The sequence below is a fragment of the Paraburkholderia sp. CNPSo 3272 genome (genome assembly GCF_024206495.1).
Classification (GTDB): domain Bacteria; phylum Pseudomonadota; class Gammaproteobacteria; order Burkholderiales; family Burkholderiaceae; genus Paraburkholderia.
The window spans coordinates 48,455-66,330 of sequence record NZ_JAMBPQ010000009.1; the positions used below are offsets into that span (position 1 = coordinate 48,455).

The window sequence follows — 17,876 nt, forward strand, 5'->3', positions numbered from 1 at the left end:
CCTCAGCGCGCCACGCCGCCTTGCGCGGCGTCGGCGCGCATCGACTTCTGCGGCTTGGCAAGCGCGCCGCGAACCTCGAAGCGCACGGTATCGGTCACCTGCCCGTTCGCATCCACAAGTTCGAGCGTGTGCTTGCCCGGCCATGGCAGCCATGCGACGCGCGCGGCGCCGCCCAACGCCTTGCCGTCCAGACGCCAGTTCACGCGCGCGCTCGAGCCTGTGGCACGCTCGAACCAGACGCGCTGTCGCTGCGCGGGAATGTCGGGATCGAGCGCGAATATGGTGCCGTCCACGGGGCTGCCGATTTGCGCGGGCCCACGCGCAAGGTCCGCTGCATTCGATGCGAGACCCACGAGCGGCGTAGACGTGCCCGCGATGAACCACTCGTTGCGGGAAGGCTCCACGGCATTGGCGAACTGCACGCGCACGCGTTCGACGCCAGGCGGCGCGGCAGGCGCCACACTCGGCACGCGCCGATGCAGATAGCCGACGATGGCGGCCCACACCGGCGCCGCGCCCGTGACGCCCGACACGTCCCACATCGGCGAGCCATCCGCGTTGCCGACCCACACGCCCACCGTATAGCGCGACGTGAAGCCCACGGTCCAGTTGTCGCGCATGTCCTTGCTCGTGCCGGTCTTGACCGCGGAAAACATGCGGGTATCCAGCGGACTGTCGAAATCGAAGGTACGCGTGCGCGCATTGTTGTCGGCGAGGACGTCGGTGACGATGAACGCAGACTGGCTGCTGAACACCCGCTTCGACGTGCCATTCGATGCAATCTTCTCGGGCGCAGGCAATTCGGCGATCGGGCTCGCGACGCCGCCATTGGCCAGCGCACGATACGCGTTCGTGAGGGTGACGAGGCTCACGTCGGCGCTGCCCAGCGCGAGGCTGAAGCCGTAGTAGTCGCCCGCCTGCGTGAGCGGCAGGCCGAGCGCCGTAAGCGTCTTCGCGAATCGATGTGGCGTCACCATCACGAGCGTGCGCACGGCCGGCACGTTCAGCGACGAGCCGAGCGCGGTGCGCACGCTCACCCAGCCCTTGAAGCCCTTGTCGTAGTTCTGCGGCATGTAGAGGCCGCCGCCCGCCGCGAGATCGAGCGGGGCGTCGTCGAGCAGCGAGGCGGTCGTCACGCGGCGCTCGTCGATGGCCTCGGCGTAGAGAAAAGGCTTGAGCGTCGAGCCCGCCTGGCGCAGCGCGAGCGCTGCGTCGACCTCCCGTGCCTTCGACAGGCCGCCTGACGACCCGACCCACGCGAGCACGTCGCCGGTTGCGTTATCGAGCACGACGACCGCGCCGTCCTGCACGTTGCGCGGATGCGCGCGCGCATTGAGTTCGATGAGGGTGCGCGTAAGCGTGTCGCGCGCGTAGCGTTGCAGGTTCGCGTCGAGCGTCGAGCGCACGCGCATGCCGGGCGCGGGATGCACGGCGTTCGCGATCTGGCGCGCGAAGTGTGGCGCAAGCTGCGGCGAGTTTTCGCTGCGCCCGTCGAACGAGGGATCGTCGGTGGCGATGGCCGGGCGCGCGAAGGCGATCTGCACGAAAGCATCGAGATTCGGGCAGCCGCCATCGACGTTCGCTGCGCGCATGTCGCGCAGGATGCGGCACGCACGTATCGCGACCTTCGTATAAGCCGCATTGGGCGCGCGGATCAGCGCGGCGGCGACGGCCGATTCGCGTTCGTCGAGCCCCGACGGCGCCTTGCCGAACAGCGTTTGCGAAAGCGCGGCAAGACCCACGGTCTCGCCTCGGAACGGCACGAGGTTCAAATACGCCTCGAGAATCTGGTCCTTGCGCCAGGTGCGTTCGAGCCGCAGCGCGTCCACGGCTTGCACGGCCTTTTGCGCGAGCGAGCGCTGGCCCGAGTGCTTCGGGTCGTCGTCGAACAGGCCCGTGAGCTGCATCGTGACCGTGGATGCGCCGCGCGTGCGCGTACTCCACAGGTTCGCCCAGGCGGCGGCCGTCGCGCCGCGCCAGTCCACGCCGCTGTGCTCGTAGAATCGTTTGTCCTCCGAAACGACGATCGCCTCGCGCAGCGCCGGCGACACGTCGGCGAGCGCGACCCAGTCGCCGCGCCTCGCGGTGTGTTCCACCCGCGTGCGCTGCAATGGCGTGCCGTCGCGCGCCAGCAGAACCCAGTCGGAACTTTTCCACTGGCCGCGCACGTCATCGAAAGTTGGCAGTGCGAACGCGGGCAGCGGCACGAGCACGAAGCACAGCGCGGCGGCGCCGAGTGCGCCCGCCGCGCGATGCCGTAGCGCGTATGGGCCGCTCATGGCGCCGCCTTCACGACCACCGGCGCATTGGGAGCCACGCCGAACGTGGCCGGCGCGTAGAGCGCCTCCACGCGCGTGGGCGGCAACCCGAAGGTGCCGACGTTGTTGAGCCGCGCCGTGTACTCCACCGAGACCTTGCCCTTCGGCAGAAACTCGTAATACGCACGATAGCCGTCGAAGCCGCGCTCGATGAACGCGGGCCACGGACCGTTTTCGTCCTGCTTCTCGCCCTGCGTCGCCACGGCCGAATCGCGCCCGAGCCCGGAGCCGAGGATCGTCGCGCCCGCGGGAATCGGGTCGTTCACGACGACCCACGTCATGTCGGTCTGTGCGTCGATGTCGAGGCGCACGCGCACGACGTCGCCGCGCGTGTACGCGCCCTTCACCGCGGCGTCCACCGGCGTGACGGTCTTCGTGATGCGATAGCCCGCCGCGAACGGCGCACGCAGCGCGACCGCCGCGAGGCTCTCCACTGTGGCCCATGGCTTCCCGCTTCCTTCCTGCGTCAACGTGAGGGGCACGGCCGCGTTCTGCTTTGGCCATGGTAGCAGCGTGCTGCGCGCGGGCGCGTTGCGCGTCGCCGCCGTGGCCCCGCTGGCGCCCGATGCCGCTTGCGCCGCCGATTGCGCCGGCGGTTGAGCCGCTGCGTTCCAGCCGACGATGCGAGACGTATCGGCGAGCTGTATCTTCGTCGCGCCCGTGACAGGGTCATGCTCGAACACGCGCGAGAAGCGCTCGACCGCGAGCGAGCCGTACGCGTTCGCAGTCGTCGTGCTCCATGCGCCGTTGCGTTGCAGCGCGAGCAGGCCCGCCACGAGCCGCGGCATTTCCTCCTTCCACGCGGGGTTGTCGACAAAGGCCAGCGCGAGGCGCGCCGCGTTGACCTCCGTGCCTGTCATGAGCCACCACAAATCGTCTTCGGCGGCCGTCGAGAACGTCAGCTGCGTACCCTGCCACGTGAGCCGCGCGCGCAGGATCTGTTCGAGCTGCGCCAGTTTCTCCGCGCGGTCCGGCACGTCGCGCATGCGCGCGAGACTTTCCGCATAGTCGATCACCGCCGACGTGGGCCACTGGTTCGGCGCGATCTCGATCGAGCCGAACTGGCGCGCGTTCGCCGCGCCGTAGCGCGACAGCGCATCGATGGCGGCGAGCTTGCGCAGATCGAGATCGCGGCGCGGCGCCCACGAATTGCGCTCGATGCGGCCTTCCACGAAGCGCGTGAGGCCCTCCACCATCCTGCTGCGCAAGGCATCGGGAAGCGCGAAGCGCGGGTCGAGCTTCGACGCCTCGTCGCTCACGGTGAGCAGATATGCGGTGAGCGCGGTGCTGCCGCGGCTCGCGCTGTCGTCGGCGGGCGGGAAGTAATTCGCGAGGCCGTCACGGTCCAGATACACCGGCAGGCGCGCAAGCTCCGCCTGCCAGCGCGCGGGGTCGCGCAAGCCGATCGCTATTGACGTCTGTTGCTCGAGGCAGGAATACGGATAGCGCGTGAACCAGCGGCGCACGCCGGGCAGACCGTTCGCGAGCTTCGGCTGCAGCGACACCGCAATGCCGCCGCGCACCACGCCTGCACGCGTCATGCTCGCGTTGGCCGGCGGCGCAACGGGAATCGAAAGCGTGCTGTCCACCTGCGCGAGCGTGGCCTGCTGCACCGTGACGGGAATTGCCGCGCTCACCAGCTGCGCGAGCTTCACCGCGTCGGCCGCATGCGCGCCGCCCTGCTCCGCCGCGCTCACGTTCCACACGAGCGCGGGCCGCTCCGCTTCGGCGAGATCGTCAGGAACCGCGACCGTCCACGCAATCTCACGCGACGAATTGGGCGCGACGTCCACGGTTTGCGCGGCAAGCGCGAGCGGCGGCACGTTCGGCGTGACGAGCACTTTCATCGCGCGCGCGGTCGTATTGCGCAGCGTGAACTGCGCACGGAAGGCGTCGCCCTCGCGCACCTGCGGCGGCAGCCCCGAGATCAGCTGCAGGTCCTGCGTGCTCTCGATGGTCGCGCTGCCCGTGCCGAAGCGCGCCACCCCGCTCGCCGCAATCGCGACAATGCGAAAACGCGTGATCGAGTCGTTCAGGGGCACACTCACTTGCGCCTCGCCCTTCGCATCGAGTATGACGCGCGGGTTCCAGTAGAGCAGCGTGTCGAAGAGTTCGCGCGTCGCGCCATGCCCGCCGCCGCCGCCCGCTGGCACCGCCTTGCGCCCGAAGTGCCGCCGCCCGACGATCTCCATTTGCGCCGTCGCCGTCTCCACGCCATAGGCGCGTTGCTGCAGCATGGCGTCGAGCAGATCCCAGCTACGGTTGGGCATGAGTTCGAGCAGTGCTTCGTCCACGGCCGCCACGGCGATCTGCGTACCCGCCGGCACCGGCTGGCCGCCAGGAAGCTGCACGCGCAACTGGACGTGCGACGTTGCGCGGACCGCGTAGCGTTTCGCGTCGGGCGTCACGCTCACCGCGAGGCGGTGCGCTGCGTCGCCTACGCGGATTTGCGCGAGCCCGTAACGAAAAGCCGGCTTCGAAAGATCGACGAGCGGCGTGGGCGCCTCGTACTGGCGGCCCTCGTACCAGAACGCACGGGCCCATTCGAGCGGCGCTTTCCACCCCCACGTGAAGAACGAATACCACGGCACTTCGTAAATGCGCCCACGCAGCGCGAGCACCGAAACGTAGACGTTGGGCCCCCATGTGTCGCTCACTTTCAGTTCGACAGTCGGGTCGCGCCCGTCGAGTTGAACCACATGCGTTTCGATGATGCCCTCGCGCTCCACGGCAACGAGCGCCGTCGCAAAGCGGAATGGCATGCGCACCTGGAAGCGCGCGGTCTCGCCGGGTTCGTAGCTCGTCTTTTCGGGCAACACGTCGATGCGGTCCGTGTTCTCGCTGCCGAACCAGAGTTCGTCCTCGCGCGTGACCCATACCGAGGTCGTGGCCGTGGAGGCATGGCCGTCGCCGTCGCGCGCCGTGGCCATGAGCTGGATGTTGCCCGCTTCCCTGAGCTTCGCGTCGCACGTGAGCAAGCCGTGATCGTCGCTCGTGCCGCTGCACAGCGTGCCGAGATCACGTGTTTCCGTGTGGTTGTCGTAGGCGTAGAAGCCGCCCACCATGCGCTTGCGCGAAGTCGTCGTGATCTTCGCCACACCGCGCACCTCGAGCTTCACGCCCGCGCGCGGCTTGCCCTGCAGATCGAGCGCGAGCGCGGTGACCGGCACCGTCCTGCCCACGGAAACCCAATGCCCTGACTTGATGCCCGCCACCACGGCAGCGGGCCAAAGCGTGGCCGCGCCGCTGATGGTCTGCACCTCGCCGTTCGGGTCCGCGAAGGTCGCTTCGAGCGCGAGGCGCTTGGGCGCGTCCACGGTCGGCAGGTTCTTCAGCACGAGCGTGCCCGCACCGTTGCGGTCGAGCGTGAGTGGCTCCTTGTCGGCCACGAGCTTCGCGACCTCGTTGTCTTCCCGCGGGCCGCTGTCCTCGTCGTCGGACGTATTGTCGGCCTGACTCGCACTCACATACGGAGCGAAACTGAAATCGCTGTACGTGCTGGCGAACGACGGCGTCGTGGCCTTCACGAGCGCCGATACCTGCACGGGCAGATTCGACGCCGCGCCGCCCGACACGTAATCGATCTGCACAGCCACGCGCGCCTGCGTCGCGGCGACGAGCGGCGAAGTCTTCTCGTTCTGTACGGCAATCGTGCCCTTGAGGACCGGCAAGCGGAAGGCTTCCACGCGGAAGCTGCCGCTGTCGTAGCTCATATGAATGGCGTCCGCGCTGTTGTTGGATTCGTCGTTGCCGTCGGCCGCCGCGCGCGCGTTGGCATCTCCGTCGTCGAGCGAGACATCGTATTCGCCGAGCTTCGCTTCCGGCGGCAACACGAAGGTCGAATCCGCCGTCTGGTCGGCGGCCCACTCGAGCGGCAGATGCCAGGTCTGCCCGCTGCCGGCATGGCGTATCGTCACGCGCGTGGGGTACTGCTGCGGTAGCGCGAAGCCATGCATCGTCTGGGCGCGGATGAAGTGTTTCATCGACACCGTCTCTCCCGCGCGCAGCAGCGTACGGTCGAACACGGTATGCGCGCGCACCGTGGGCTGCAGGCTCGTGTCGGTCGGCACGTTGAAGCGCCACGACTCGATGCCGCGATTCCAGTCCGATTGCACGAACGCCATGTCGGGGCCCGTTTTCGGGTCGTCGATGCGCGCCGAAACGAACAGTCCGCTAAAGCTGTTTTCCCCGCAGTCACGACGATTCGAAAGCGGCCCGTCTATCGTCAGGAGTCCATGGGAATCCGTCTTTCCCGTGGCGAGCATCTCGCCGTTGCAATCCGATACGTGCACGTCGGCGCCGGCTACCGGTTCGCCCTTGTCGAGCGACGTGACCCACACCACGCTATTCTCGCGGCCTTGCTTGAAGTGCACACCCAGGTTGGTGACGAGCACGGTCGTGCGCACGTACATGGGCGCCGGCTTGCCGAGCAAGGAGGCGCCAAGCGAAGGCGAAGCGAGTTCGATCACGTAGAAACCCGGCTTCGGCACAGGAATGCCCACCACTTCGAACGGCCGCAGCGCCTTTGGGTCGGCCTTGGGCAGCGTCAGGGTCTCTACGCCGGGCTGGCCCTCGAGCAGCGAGAGCGAGCGCACGTCGATGATGCGCGCCTTCGCGTCGTCGTCCTCCTCGCCCGTCGTGCGCGGAATCACCACGGGCGACTTCGCGCGAGCGAGCAGACCAGGCATCAGCTTGTCGATCGACGTTTCGCTCATGCCGAAATTGTCGAACTGGTCGACGAGGCGCATCCAGCGGCGCATGTCGGTATCGGACTGCACCGCGAGCTTCGCGAACTTCGCCTCGCCCGCGTTGAGTCCCTGCACGTGCAGGTCGGCTTCGACATTGCGCAGCGTGACCGGCACGAGCGGCGGCGTGCCGGGCTCCGCGTAGCGCTCGATGATGCCGAAGGTCGAGGACGGGAATTTCGCGAGCGGCGGCATCGGCGCAGTCGCCGTATGCAGCGGGAACAGATCGGCGTTCGCGAGCGCTCGCCCGCTTACGTCCTTGAGGCCCGCTGGTGCGGTGATCGTGAGCGTCGCGCGCTCGGGCAAGGGCGCGGAGAATGAGATCGAGCTGACTTCGTTGCTCTTGTCATCTGGGCGAAAAGCCGGCGCGACTTCCCCTTTCGGCCCTTGCAGACGGAACTTCTGCGCGTCGGCGCGCGCAATCGGCGCGCTCAAATCGATGCGCAGAGGCCGCAGCGGCGTGCATGGCGCCTTCGCATTCTCGCGATCGCAACTCATACTCGCGGTAAACGGCTCGCGCACCGTGAAATCGAAGCGGCGCTCCACGTCGTTGGGCGTGCCGTTCGGTCCGAGCACGCCCTCGCCGTACACGAGCTGCATCTTCGCGCTGGAAGGCAGCGTTTGCTGGCAGGCGAGCGTGAGCACGCTCGCGCTGTGCTTTTCGAGCCGGAAATGCTTGAGCAGCGCCGCGCGCGTGGACGCATCGACAGGCTGCACCGGAATGCGGTTGCCGAGTCCACCCGACTCGCACCACACGTGTTCGCGCACGGAAGCCGGCGTGGCGGGGCCATTGAGCTTCAGCACGAATGCCTGGTTTTCCTCTATTTCGCCGCCATAGGGACGCACGCTCAGCGGGAACGGGCCGCCAGTGGAGAACGTAAAGCGAAGCACGCCTGTCACGGCGTTGCCGGCCTGCGATTTAAGGCCGTCTACGAGCACGACGCTGCATTGCACGTCGGGCGGCAGATCGGCTGCGAAATCATAAGCCCACGTTTTCCCGTCGATCCACCGACCCTGACCCGCGCTTGCCGCCGCATTGCTGCATTGCAGGCGCGCGGGGTCCTTCGCATCGGGCGCACCGAACGCCACCATGGCCTCGTCGAACTTCACCACCGCCTGGCGCACCTGCGCCACGGTCCCCTGCGGCGACACGCTCACCGCGCGCGCGGCATAGGCGCGCCACGCCCATGCCATGCTCAAGGCCAGAATCAGGGCGAGCGCCAACGTCCCCCACCCGCGAGTTGTTCGTGTTATTCGCTGCATCGACCGGTCCTCGTTTGCGCGCGCGCCGCGTGGCCGTTGCCGGGCGGCGTGCGCTGAATCGTACAGGGCGCCGCGCGCTGGCGCGCCGGGAATGGCCGGCCACGCGCACATGCGGGCGGCTCGCGCTGAATGCGAGTGCCGGCGGCAGCTTGCCGCGAATCGGGAATTCGCGGTATCGGAAACCGCTGAATTTGCGAACGGGCTAAAGCGAAGGGAGGACCGCGGGGAAGAGGCTAGCCGGACTCCGAGACGCGAGCCGGTGCGAGTCGAGGGAAAAGCGTAGTGGGCGGCGTGAGGGTGGCGGCGTGACGTCTGCCGCGCGCCGAGGCTCGCCATGGACGGCGAGCGGCCACTGGCCGCCCGCATAACATCGGACTACGTGGTTTCGCGATACCGCACCGCCGGCTGCGATTGGCAGAAGTTCGCGAACATTGCGGACCGGGCGGCTTCGATGTGCCGTCTGCGCAGGGGGAAATGACGCCGGGAAACGAATCAGCCCGCGACGCGCTTTCGCACCGTCGCGGGCTAAACGTCATCATGCGGTATGAATCGACTTCCTGCCGCCGTCAAACTCAATGTGCGTTGTACACGGGCGGCGAATAGCTGCTAACCGCGCCATCGGTGCGCGCACCGCTTTGCGACGAGCCACTCGTGGCCGGGCCATAGCCGGTTGCCTGCGCAACGGCCCCACCGCTTTGCGCGTTCACGCGCGCCTGGGCTTGTTGCAGATCCGCGGGGTAATACAGATCGTTCACCGACGGACGATAGCCCGCGGCTTCGAGTTGCTTCAGTTCATTACGCACCTGAGCACGCGTCACAGGACCATTGGTGCCTTGCGACTGTGCAAACGAAATGGCCGGTACTGCCAGCACGGCAGCGATCGCAACGGCCTTGATGAGCGTTCTCATGACTAACCTCCAGTAACTTGAAATCGGTGCAGTTACATGTCTGCATCCGTTGCGTACAAGTCTAGGAATGTTGGCCTCGCGAATAAATGCCGCAAAAGCGAATTTACTATTCCCGCAGCGCACCTAATCGGCTTTCATTGCTCCAATGCATAAGCTTCTATCCGCATGGAATATGGAACAGGTGTGCAACGCACTGTCCCACTCTGATGCATGATAGGGGCTCTTCCGAATCTTCGATGAGGGGGCAGCAATGGCGACGTGGCAACCGGACCCGACCTTCTACCCGTCTGCGCGCATGGCAGGCGAAGCCCCGCCGGAGACACTGGCGTACGTCGCCAGCTTCGACCCCACTCGCAGCGTGCCCGATTCGCTCGACGTGGTCGATCTGGACCCGCGCTCGCCGGAATTCGGACGCATCGTGCATCGGCTCGCAATGCCCAACATCGGCGACGAGCTCCATCATTTCGGCTGGAATGCCTGCAGTTCGTGCCTGTGCCCCAACGCCCCCCACGCGCATACCGAGCGCCGCTATCTCATCGTGCCCGGTCTGCGCTCCTCGCGCATTCATATTGTCGACACGAGGCCCGACGCGCGCCGCCCGCATATCGCGCGCGTGCACGAGCCCGAGAGCGTCGCGCAGCGCGCGGGCTACACGCGTCCGCACACCGTGCATTGCGGGCCGGATGGCATTTATGTGACGTCGCTTGCGAATGCGCAGGGCGAGGCGCCCGGCGGCGTCTTCCTGATGGACCACGAGAGCTTCGATATTCTCGGCCAGTGGGAGATCGACCGCGGCCCGCAACAGCTCGCCTACGACGGCTGGTGGCACCTCGGCTACGACACGCTCGTGACGAGCGAGTGGGGCCTGCCCGCGACCTTCGAGAACGGCCTCGTGCCCGAGGTCCTGCTTGGCGGCCAGTATGGCCATCGCCTGCACTTCTGGGATCTGCACACGCGCCAGCACAAGCAGGTGCTCGACTTTGGCGCCGAAAACCAGCTCGTGTTCGAGCTGCGCCCCGCGCACAATCCCACGCGCCCCTACGGTTTCGTGAACTCCGTGATCAGCCTGAAGGACCTCTCGGCCTCGATCTGGCAGTGGTATCTCGACGGCGACCAGTGGGCCTCGCGCAAGATCATCGAAATTCCGGCCGAGCCGGCCGACCCCGAACATCTGCCGCCCATGCTAAAGGGATTTGCGGCCGTGCCGCCGCTCGTCACCGATATCGCGCTCTCGCTCGACGACCGCTTCCTTTACGCGGCGTGCTGGGGAACGGGCGATTTGCGCCAGTACGATGTATCGGACCCCGAACATGCGCGCCTGACGGGCTGCGTGCGCATCGGCGGCATCGCGGCGCGCGCGGCGCATCCGTTTGCGCCCGGGCGCGCGCTCAACGGCGGCCCGCAAATGGTGGAAGTGAGCCGCGACGGCCGGCGCGTCTATTTCAGCAACTCGCTTTATGGTGCGATCGACGGGCAGTTCTATCCCGAAGGGATCGACGGCTGGATGGTGAAACTCGACGCTGCCCCCGAAGGCGGCCTTGAATTCGACGAGCGCTTCTTCGTCGAATGGCCGAAGTCGCACCGGCCGCACCAGATCCGGCTCGAAGGCGGCGATTGCTCATCCGATTCGTACTGCTACCCATAAGCGCGGAGCACGATATGGAGGAAGTCTTTGGCGCGCATTGGGGCGCCTGGGCGGCCGTGGTGGGCAGCGGCGTCTTTCACGGCGTGAATCCGGCGATGGGTTGGCTCTTCGCGACTGCGCTCGGGTTGCAGCGCGGGAGCCGCACGGCGCTGCTGCTCGCCTTGCCGCCCATCGCGCTCGGTCACGCCGCGTCGATTCTGCTGTTCACGAGTTCCACCGCCGCGCTGGGCACGCATCTGCCGGGCGCTGCGCTGCATGGGTGCCTGGGCGCGCTGCTGATCGCGTGGGCCGCGTGGCAGTACGCGTATGGCCACCGGCACCGCGTGCGCGTAGGGATGACCGTGGGCTTTGCCGGGCTTGCGGCGTGGTCCGCGTTGATGGCCACGTTGCACGGCGCGGGACTCATGCTGATGCCCGCCATGCTGCCGCTGTGCGGGGCAGCGGGCGGCGCAGCGGGCCTTGCGAATCCGCTTGCGCTGTCATTCGCGTTCACCGCGCTGCATACCGTCACGACGCTCGCCACGACGGCCGTCATCGCGCTGCTCGCCTACGAGTATCTCGGTCTTGGCGTGCTGCGTCGTGGCTGGATCAACTTCGACTGGCTCTGGCGCGGCGCGCTCGTGGCAACCGGTACGTTGATGATCGCGACGGCCTGATCCGCTGGGTCAACTCCCCGCCGGATAGTCCGTGCCCAGGCTCAACTCGCGCCACGCCTCGATATCGGCCAGCGCCGCGCGCAAGCGGTTCGCCACCGCATCCACGCCGAATGCGCCCAGCACGAGATGCCGCGGCGGCTTTTCCGTTTCGGTGATGCGTATCATCGCCTGCGCCGCGCGCACCGGATCGCCCGGCTGATGCCCGCTGCCTTGTGCCGTGCGCTGCATACGCGCGCCCGCCGTTTCGGCGTAGTCATCGATACGGCTCGCCGTTTGCACGAGCGAGCGGCCTGCCCAGTCCGTGCGAAACGGCCCCGGCTCGACGCAGGTCACCTTGATGCCGAGCGGGCCGACTTCGGCCAGCAGCGAATCGGAGAATCCCTCCACGGCGTGCTTCGAGGCGGCATAGTAGCCAGAACCCGGAAAGCCCGCGAGCCCCGCCACCGAAGTAATGTTGATGACGTGCCCCGTGCGGCGCTCACGCATACCCGGCAGCACCGCGCGCGTGAGCGCGAACAGGCCGAACGCGTTGGCATCGAACTGCGCGCGGATCTCGCGCTCCTCGCCCTCCTCGATCGAACTCTGATAGCCGTAGCCCGCGTTGTTGACGAGCACGTCGATCGCGCCGAACTGCTTTTGCGCGGCAGCGACGGCGGCGGCGGTTTGCGTGGCGTCGGTCACATCGAGCGAGACGGGCAGCAGGCGATCGCTGGCCTCTGGCGCAAGATCGTCGAGCGACGCCTTGTTGCGCGCGGTCGCCACGCAACGCCAACCGCGCCCGAGCACCGCGCGGGCAAGCTCACGGCCAAAGCCGGTCGAACAGCCGGTCACGAACCAGACTGGCGACGCATTCGGGGAATGAACGGACATGGGGAGGCCTCCCGGAAGAAGGGGCAGACAGCGCTGCCGAAGACAGGGGAAAGCGGAAGACGGCGCCGCGGCGCGAAGCGGGCCACTTTCGAACGCATGCGCAACCTCTGATGATACCGGTCACGCGCGAACTCTGCTGACACGCTCTTTCGCCCGCGCCGATGAACGGCTGCGCCGATCGCCCGGGCCATGTACCATACGGCGCCTGGTGCCCCGAATTTCAGCGCCACGAATCAACTGTCATTTGCCGGAGAAGAAACCCGATGTCAACCGTCACCGCGCCCGCACGACCCGCTGCCGATCTCGCCGATGCCGTGCGCGCGCTCGAAACGCGCTACGGCACGCCGTGGTCCGCGCCGCTGCCAGCCTGGAACGATACGCTCGACACGCTGCTCGCGCACCGCTCGGTGCGCAACTACGCGGACCGTCCGCTGCCCGATGGCACGCTCGAAACGCTGATCGCCGCGGCGCAATCGGCATCGACCTCGTCGAACCTGCAGACGTGGAGCGTGGTTGCCATCGAAAGCCCCGAACGCAAGGCGCGCCTCGCCGAGCTTGCGGGCGGCCAGTCGCACGTTCGCGCCGCGCCGCTCTTTCTCGTGTGGCTCGCGGACCTCTCGCGTCTCGAAGCGGCCGGCGCACGCAGCGGGGCAAGCGTCGATGGTCTGCATTACATGGAGACGCTCGTCGTCGGCATGATCGACGCGGCGCTCGCCGCGCAAAACGCCGTGATCGCACTCGAATCGCTCGGCATGAGCGCCGTGTACATCGGCGGCATCCGCAATCAGCCTGAGCAGGTCGCCGCGGAACTCGGGCTGCCGCCGCGCGTGCTGCCCGTGTTCGGCCTGTGTGTGGGCTATCCCGACGAAACCCGCCCCGCGGACGTGAAGCCGCGCCTGCCGCAGGAGGTCGTGCTCCATCGCGAGCAATACGACGCGCCTTCGCAGGCGGCCGCGATCGCCCGGTACGACGAAGTCATGGGCGGCTTCCAGACCGCCCAGGGTTTGAGCGCGGCGGGCTGGACCGTGCGCTCGCTCGCGCGCTGGCGCAGCCGTGAATCGCTGCACGGCCGCGACCGCTTGCGCGACGCGCTCAACGCGCTCGGCTTCGAACTGCGCTGAACGCACCGGCACGCCGCGGAACACTTCAGCAACGAAGCACGCACGCAACACAGGAGAAACGCAAATGAAAGTCGCTGTCATGGGCGCAGGCGCAGTAGGCTGCTTTTACGGCGGCATGCTCGCGCGCGCGGGACACGATGTGGTCTTGATCGGCCGGCCCCAGCATGTCGAGGCCATTACGCGCGATGGGCTGCGCCTCGAAGCGCAGCAGTTCGACGAGCGCATCGGCGCGCCGCATCTCACGGCCATCACCGAAGCCGCCGCCGTAGCGGGCGCGGACCTCGTGCTGTTCTGCGTGAAGTCGACCGATACCGAAAGCGCGGGTGCCGCGATCAAACCGCATCTGGGCGCCGACACGCTCGTGCTCTCGCTGCAGAACGGCGCGGATAACGCCGAGCGCCTGCGCACGGTGATCCCGCGAGACGTCGCGGCTGCCGTGGTCTATGTCGCCACGGAGATGGCAGGGCCCGGCCACGTACGCCATCACGGCCGCGGCGAGCTGGTGATCGAGCCTTCGCGCGCGAGCGACGCCGTTGCGCGCACGCTCATCGACGCGGGCGTGCCCACGGAAATCTCACCGAATGTGCGCGGCGCGCTCTGGGCGAAGCTGATCGTGAACTGCGCGTACAACGCGCTCTCGGCGATCACGCAATTGCCTTACGGGCGTCTCGTGAAGGGTGCGGGCGTGAGCGAAACGATGCGCGACATCGTGGGCGAATGCATGGCCGTCGCGCAGGCCGACGGCGTGACGCTGCCGCCGGACATGGACAGCGCCGTGACACGCATCGCGCAAACCATGCCGGGCCAATACTCGTCCACGGCGCAGGATCTCGCGCGGGGCAAGCTCAGCGAGATCGATCATCTCAACGGCTACGTCGTGCAACGCGGCGCGGCGCTAGGCGTGCCCACGCCTGCGAATCGCATGCTGCAAACGCTCGTGCGGCTCATCGAGGACAAGGCGCGCGAGGCGATCTAGCTCGCTCCGCTCTCGTTGAGTCAGCGGTCGAACACGAGCAAGGTGGAGGTGGCAGATGCGTAGAGCTTGCCCTGCGCATCCGTGATGCTAGCTTCCGCGAAAGCCGCGCGGCGGCCGATGCTGAGTACCCGCCCTTCCGCGCGCACAGCGCCGGTGTCGGCGGTCATGGGCCGGTGGTACGCGACCTTCAGTTCCAGCGTGGTGTAGCCCTGATTTGCGCTGAGGCGCGAATGCGCGGCGCACCCGCACGCGGAATCGAGCAGCGTGGCCGCGTAACCGCCGTGCACCGTGCCGATGGGGTTGTACACGTGCAGACCGGGCGTGCCCTCGAACACGGCGCGGCCCTCCTCGACTTCGACCAGCCTGAAGCCGAGCGTTTCGCCAATGGCCGGGCCACGGCTCCCGTGCAGCATGCGCTGCAGCTGTTCGATCCCGGTCAGGCCAGGGGGCATTTCAGCAACGAGGTTCATTAGGCAGTCTCCGTCTATGGCGCGCGCCGGTTTGCAGCTCTGCGCGCCTGTGCGATTCGCCATCGTAACGCTTATCGAACGATCGTGCTTAAATACCGCGAACCTGTCGCGGGTTTCGATTCAGGCCTCGATTCATTGCGGCGGATGTTTCAATACGTCTCGAGATGCAGCCGCCCTTCCCGCTTCAGGCGATCCCACAACGCCTCCCAGCCCATGCCGTGCTTTTCGGCGATCTCCTGAAGCGCCTGCAGCACGCCATCTTCCATGCCCTTCAAGCCGCAGACGTAGACATGCGTGTTACCGTCCTCGAGCAGTTGCGCGACGTCCACGGCGCGCTCGCGCATGGCGTCCTGCACATAGCGACGGGGCTTGCCACGCGTACGTGAGAAGGCGAGGTTCGTGTCGATGAAATCCTTCGGCAGATTCATCAGGGGTCCGAAGTAGGGTAACTCTTGCTGCGTGCGCGCGCCGAAAAAGAGCATGAGCTTGCCGGTCGCGCCTTTGAGCCTGCGGCGGCGGCGATATTCGGTCATCGCGCGCATGGGCGCGGAACCGGTGCCCGTGCAGATCATCAGCAGATGCGAGTTCGGATGGTTCGGCATGAGGAACGTACTGCCGAACGGACCGATTACGGTCACCACGTCGCCCTTCTTCAGATCGCAGAGATAGTTCGAGCACACGCCATCGGTTGCGTTGCCGCTGTGATCGCGCGTCACGCGTTTCACCGTGAGTGAAACGTTGTTGTAGCCGGGGCGCTCGCCGTCGCGCGGGCTCGCAATCGAGTACTGGCGTGCGTGATGAGCCCGACCTTCCGCGGTCGCGCCCGGCGGCAGGATGCCGATGGACTGGCCTTCCAGCACCGGGAACGGCATGGCGCCGAAGTCGAGCACGATGTGATGGATGTCGCTTTCGGTGGCGTCGTCGGTGAGGCGATAGTTGCCGACCACGGTCGCCGTGGTGGGCGCCTTGCGCGTATAGAGCTGGACGTAGGGGCGCGCCGCCGACCACGGCGGCACGGTCGAACCGCGCACCATGTCGGAGCCGCCCACGGGCGCCTCGGCGGCATTCGGCGCCGCTTGCGCAACGCTCGCCCCATCGCCCGCTTCAGGCGCGACGACCGGGGCGCCCATCGACGGATTCTGCGCGGGCAGTTCGTCCCACGTGTACTGCTCGTCGATGCTGTACGTCTCGGTCCTGAGCACATTGCGCCAATTGTCGATCGCGCCGGTCGGGCACGGCGGCACGCAGGCCATGCAGGCGTTGCAGACGTCCGCCTTCACCACATAGTTGGTGCCGTCGTGCGTGATCGCGTCGACAGGGCACGTTTCCTCGCACGTATTGCAGCGTATGCAGATTTCAGGATCGATCAGATGTTGCCTGAGAATTTCCACGGGTAGCGGACCGTTCATGATTGTCTCCCACCGCGGCGCGCGAACGCGTGGCTGCGCGCCGCCGCTCCCCTCAGTTAAAGCGCACGTATTCGAAATCGATGGGCTGCCGGTTGATGCCCATGGCCGGCGGCGCGATCCAGTTGGCGAACTTGCCCGGCTCGATCACGCGGCCCATGAGCGAAGCCACGTAGGCGCGATCTTCCGCGGTGGGCAGCCATTTCGCTTCGTTCGCGGCCCATTCGGTCTCGCCGATCACGCGGCCCTCCGGCGACACGCGCACGCCCGCAAACGTGCCGATCTGGCGGTTGAAGGCCTTGTGCGGCACGGTGAGGCGAGCATCGATGCCAGCTTTTTCCAGCACCTTGTTCCAGCGGTTCACGCCCGCAATCGAGTCCTTGATGTAGTCGTCGCGCAGCACTTCGTTCATGGCATTGAGCATCGGCACTTCGCGCTCCACGAGCTTACCGTCCTGCACGTCGAGCAAACGGTATTGCTGGCCTTCGAGCTGGTGGTCGTCGTCGCGTTTGGTCTCTTCGTAGCGGCCCTTCAGGCCGGAGCTGTAGAAGGTCGCGGCATTCGACGAGTGGTCGGCGCCGAACAGGTCGATCGTCACCGAATAGTGGAAATTGAGGTAACGCTGGATCGTTTCGAGGTCGATCACGCCCGCGGCGCGCAAGCGGTTCACGTCGTCGGTCTTCAGCTCGTTCATGAGCTGCGCGGTGCGTTGCACGACGCGCGAGATGCCCGACTCGCCGACGAACATGTGATGCGCCTCTTCGGTCAGCATGAATTTCGTCGTGCGCGCGAGCGGGTCGAAGCCGGATTCGGACAGCGCCGAAAGCTGGAACTTGCCGTCGCGGTCGGTGAAGTACGTGAACATGAAGAACGCCAGCCAGTCGGGCGTTTTCTCGTTGAACGCGCCGAGAATGCGCGGGTTGTCGTCGTCGCCCGAGCGGCGTTCCAGCAATGCTTCGGCTTCCTCGCGGCCGTCGCGGCCGAAGTAGCGATGCAGCAGATACACCATCGCCCACAGGTGCCGGCCTTCCTCTACGTTCACCTGGAACAGGTTGCGCAGGTCGTACATAGAGGGCGCCGTAAGGCCGAGATGGCGCTGCTGCTCGACCGAGGCGGGCTCCGTGTCGCCCTGCGTGACGATGATGCGGCGCAGGTTCGCGCGGTGCTCGCCCGGCACGTCCTGCCACGCCGCCTCGCCCTTTTGCGCGCCGAAATGGATCTTGCGATCCGCTTCGCCCGGCGTGAGGAAGATGCCCCAGCGATAGTCAGGCATCTTCACGTGGTCGAAGTGCGCCCAGCCGCCCGCGTCGACGCTCACCGCCGTGCGCAGATACACGTCGTAGCCATGCGAGCCGTCGGGGCCCATGTCGCCCCACCACGAGAGGAAGTTCGGCTGCCACTGTTCGAGCGCGCGCTGCAGCGCACGGTCGTCGGCGAGGTTGACGTTGTTCGGGATCTTTTCGCCGTAGTTAATCGTAGAGTTGATCGTGGACATTGC

11 protein-coding genes are annotated in these 17,876 nt (G+C 66.9%); 4 read left to right on the forward strand and 7 right to left on the reverse strand.

Going from position 1 to position 17,876, the window contains the following annotated elements:
• Positions 1-2 precede the first annotated feature (2 nt).
• The 3 genes from pbpC to M3I53_RS13720 form a co-directional block, all read right to left on the reverse strand.
• The gene (gene pbpC, locus M3I53_RS13710) at positions 3-2,279 is read right to left on the reverse strand and encodes a penicillin-binding protein 1C (RefSeq protein ID WP_254316463.1); all 2,277 of its coding nucleotides are present in this window, start codon (positions 2,277-2,279) and stop codon (positions 3-5) included.
• Positions 2,276-8,326, reverse strand: a complete 6,051-nt coding sequence (locus tag M3I53_RS13715) for an alpha-2-macroglobulin (protein ID WP_254316464.1) — start codon at positions 8,324-8,326, stop codon at positions 2,276-2,278. The genes pbpC and M3I53_RS13715 overlap by 4 nt, the downstream gene beginning before the upstream one ends.
• Positions 8,327-8,898: 572 nt before the next feature.
• Positions 8,899-9,234 (reverse strand): DUF4148 domain-containing protein, encoded by a 336-nt coding sequence (locus M3I53_RS13720; protein ID WP_254316465.1) that lies wholly within the window; start codon positions 9,232-9,234, stop codon positions 8,899-8,901.
• Between the two features lie 250 nt (positions 9,235-9,484).
• Here M3I53_RS13720 and M3I53_RS13725 point away from each other — a divergent pair, with 250 nt between their 5' ends.
• The gene (locus tag M3I53_RS13725) at positions 9,485-10,879 is read left to right on the forward strand and encodes a selenium-binding family protein (RefSeq protein WP_254316466.1); all 1,395 of its coding nucleotides are present in this window, start codon (positions 9,485-9,487) and stop codon (positions 10,877-10,879) included.
• Positions 10,880-10,893: 14 nt separating this feature from the next.
• Positions 10,894-11,535, forward strand: coding sequence for a hypothetical protein (locus tag M3I53_RS13730; protein ID WP_254316467.1), 642 nt, complete (start codon positions 10,894-10,896; stop codon positions 11,533-11,535).
• Positions 11,536-11,544: 9 nt separating this feature from the next.
• On the opposite strand, the gene M3I53_RS13735 is transcribed toward M3I53_RS13730, so the two are convergent.
• Positions 11,545-12,405 (reverse strand): oxidoreductase, encoded by an 861-nt coding sequence (locus M3I53_RS13735; RefSeq protein ID WP_254316468.1) that lies wholly within the window; start codon positions 12,403-12,405, stop codon positions 11,545-11,547.
• Positions 12,406-12,668: 263 nt separating this feature from the next.
• On the opposite strand from M3I53_RS13735, the gene M3I53_RS13740 reads away from it, so the two are divergent.
• Entirely contained in the window at positions 12,669-13,526 is an 858-nt protein-coding gene (locus M3I53_RS13740) for an NADPH-dependent oxidoreductase (RefSeq protein WP_254316469.1), read from the forward strand.
• A 64-nt stretch (positions 13,527-13,590) separates the two neighbouring features.
• Positions 13,591-14,502, forward strand: coding sequence for a ketopantoate reductase family protein (locus tag M3I53_RS13745; RefSeq protein ID WP_254316470.1), 912 nt, complete (start codon positions 13,591-13,593; stop codon positions 14,500-14,502).
• Positions 14,503-14,522: 20 nt separating this feature from the next.
• On the opposite strand, the gene M3I53_RS13750 is transcribed toward M3I53_RS13745, so the two are convergent.
• From M3I53_RS13750 to boxB, 3 genes are all read right to left on the reverse strand, one after another.
• Positions 14,523-14,972 carry a PaaI family thioesterase gene (locus M3I53_RS13750; protein WP_254316471.1) on the reverse strand — a complete coding sequence of 150 codons (450 nt, stop codon included), beginning with the start codon at positions 14,970-14,972 and terminating at the stop codon, positions 14,523-14,525.
• 149 nt (positions 14,973-15,121) lie between these two features.
• Positions 15,122-16,381 (reverse strand): benzoyl-CoA 2,3-epoxidase subunit BoxA, encoded by a 1,260-nt coding sequence (boxA, locus tag M3I53_RS13755; protein WP_254316472.1) that lies wholly within the window; start codon positions 16,379-16,381, stop codon positions 15,122-15,124.
• Between the two features lie 52 nt (positions 16,382-16,433).
• Entirely contained in the window at positions 16,434-17,873 is a 1,440-nt protein-coding gene (gene boxB / locus M3I53_RS13760) for a benzoyl-CoA 2,3-epoxidase subunit BoxB (RefSeq protein WP_254316473.1), read from the reverse strand.
• Between the last annotated feature and the right edge of the window lie 3 nt (positions 17,874-17,876).